We start from the raw sequence: 1976 nt of genomic DNA, 5'->3' as shown, positions 1-1976 counted from the left end.
ATGCTGGGCGCTGCCCCGAGGTAGCCCGTGACGATGCCAATGCCCAGCAGGCTGCTGCGATGGCGGCGGAATATCTCCAGGCGCTCTTCCTTGCTGGCGTGGTCTGCCAGGGCGTCGAACACCATCACCCGGTAGGTCAGCCAACCCCAGATCAGCGGCGGCAGGATGAGCACCAGTGGCGGCACCAGCCACAGCGGAACTGACACCACCAGCGCCACCAGCGCCAACACCGTGGACCCTACCGACCAGGCCACACTCGCAATGAAGGACCCGCCCTTCTTGCGCTCCAGATCCGGAAACCGCCGCGCAGCCACCAATGCCACCAGGGCGGGGGTCATGAGTACCGCTACGGCCAGCAGCGACACCACCACCAGTACAGGCGCCACGGCCAGCACCACCATCAACGGCGCCATGACAGCAGTCACATCCCCCAGACCCCAGCCCTGGAGCCAGCCCCAGACGCTGGCCAGCAACGAGGAGGCGTCGAGCAATGCGCGCATCCCCTGCACCGCAGCGTCCCAATAGAAGTAACCCAGGCCGAGTGCCAAAACGGCCATCAAGAACAGAGGCAACAGCGACAGCGCAATCACCCGCGGACGCAGGCAATAGGCAGCGGCACGCCAGAAAGAATCAAGCAGTAATCCCATGGCGGCAAGCATACAGGCAGCGCCCGCCAAGCCGCTCAGGCCTTGCCCAGCAACCTCAGTACGCCCCGCCATTGCTGGGACCAGAACCCCGCGCCGTAGTCGCGCACACGGCCATCGGGGCCCGGCTCGACCTGGTCGCGCACGCCCGTAGGGTCAAAGCGCTTTTCAAAGTTGGCGGTGCCCATCAGCATGTCCCACCAAGGCAGAAGCACCCCGAAGTTGTGCCCGCCGAGCACCACACGCGGCGGCGTTGCTGCTTGGCCCGATGTTGCCTCGGCCGAAGGCTTGACCGTCTCGTGGCCAATGCCAATGCTGTGGTGCCGGCGGTGAAACCGGGGGCTGATCCAGAGCCGCTCACCCACCTGACCAAACCACAGCCGCACGTTGGCGTGCTGAAAGCTCTCGCTGAGCTGGGTGATGGCCACGATGGCAATGAACTGCCCCGGCGCAACGCCAATCAGCTGCGCCACCGTCACCAGAATCACGTCGCGCAGCAGGTCATCAAGCAGGTGGTTGCGGTTGTCGCTCCACATCGTCATCTGCTGCTGTGCATGGTGCAGCGAATGCAGCCGCCACCACCACTCAAAGTGATGCTGCCCCCGGTGGATCCAGTAGTCCACAAAATCGAACACCACCAGATACAGCAGCAAGCTGACCCAGGAGATGTCCGTCACACCCGGCCAGAGGCCATCGAGCTGGAACGTGCTGACACCCGCCACACGCAAGGCACCAAACAGTGAATCCGCCAGCGGATCCACCGTGAAAAACAGCGCCAGCCGGAACAGTCCCAGCCGGTGAATCAGGGTGTAGAGGATGTCAGTGCGGATGGTGGCGCGGTCATTGATCTGCTCCACCGGCCACCAGCGCTGCATGGGGCCAATCACAGCCACGATGACCACCAGCTGCAGCAATCCCACCAGCAGCCAGCCGGATGCCTCATAGCCGTTCTCCAGCAGGCTGGCCAGCCCTGTGGTGAACATCAGCGGCTGCAGCACGCTCTCAAAAAGCCATTGCTGCACGCTGTCAAATACACCGCCTAGCCATCCCATCGTGTCGCGCTCCCTGGCACCTGGTTAATCATGCAAACGTGCGGCGCGTGCGCCCTCAGCCACGGCGCACGCAATCCAACTTGATCCCACAGCCCATCTAGCGAACCTGAGCCGCTGCGGCCGCATAGTCCGGATGATCCCGCAAGGTGCGAAAGCAAAACCCTCGCTGCTTGAGCCCTTCAATCAAACGCTCCAGCACAGCGGGCGCCCAGGCGTCCTTGCGCGACCAGATCCCCATGTGCGCCAGCAGGATGTCGCCTCTGCGCACATCGCGCAGCGC

General features: G+C 63.9%; 2 protein-coding genes and 1 pseudogene. All 3 read right to left on the bottom strand.

The features are described from left to right. Positions 1-659, bottom strand: a 659-nt coding sequence (locus AC04MI_RS24885) for an EI24 domain-containing protein (RefSeq protein WP_476499008.1), incomplete at its 3' end; no start/stop codon positions are given. A 23-nt stretch (positions 660-682) separates the two neighbouring features. Continuing rightward, a complete protein-coding gene (locus AC04MI_RS24880) occupies positions 683-1696 on the bottom strand; it encodes a sterol desaturase family protein (RefSeq protein WP_056743692.1) in 1014 nt (337 codons plus the stop codon). 97 nt (positions 1697-1793) lie between these two features. Next, a pseudogene (locus tag AC04MI_RS24875) lies at positions 1794-1976 on the bottom strand (polysaccharide deacetylase family protein); the annotation flags it as partial.

The sequence above is a fragment of the Acidovorax sp. LjRoot204 genome, assembly GCF_056175785.1.
This window is presented reverse-complemented; position numbering and strand designations above follow the sequence as displayed.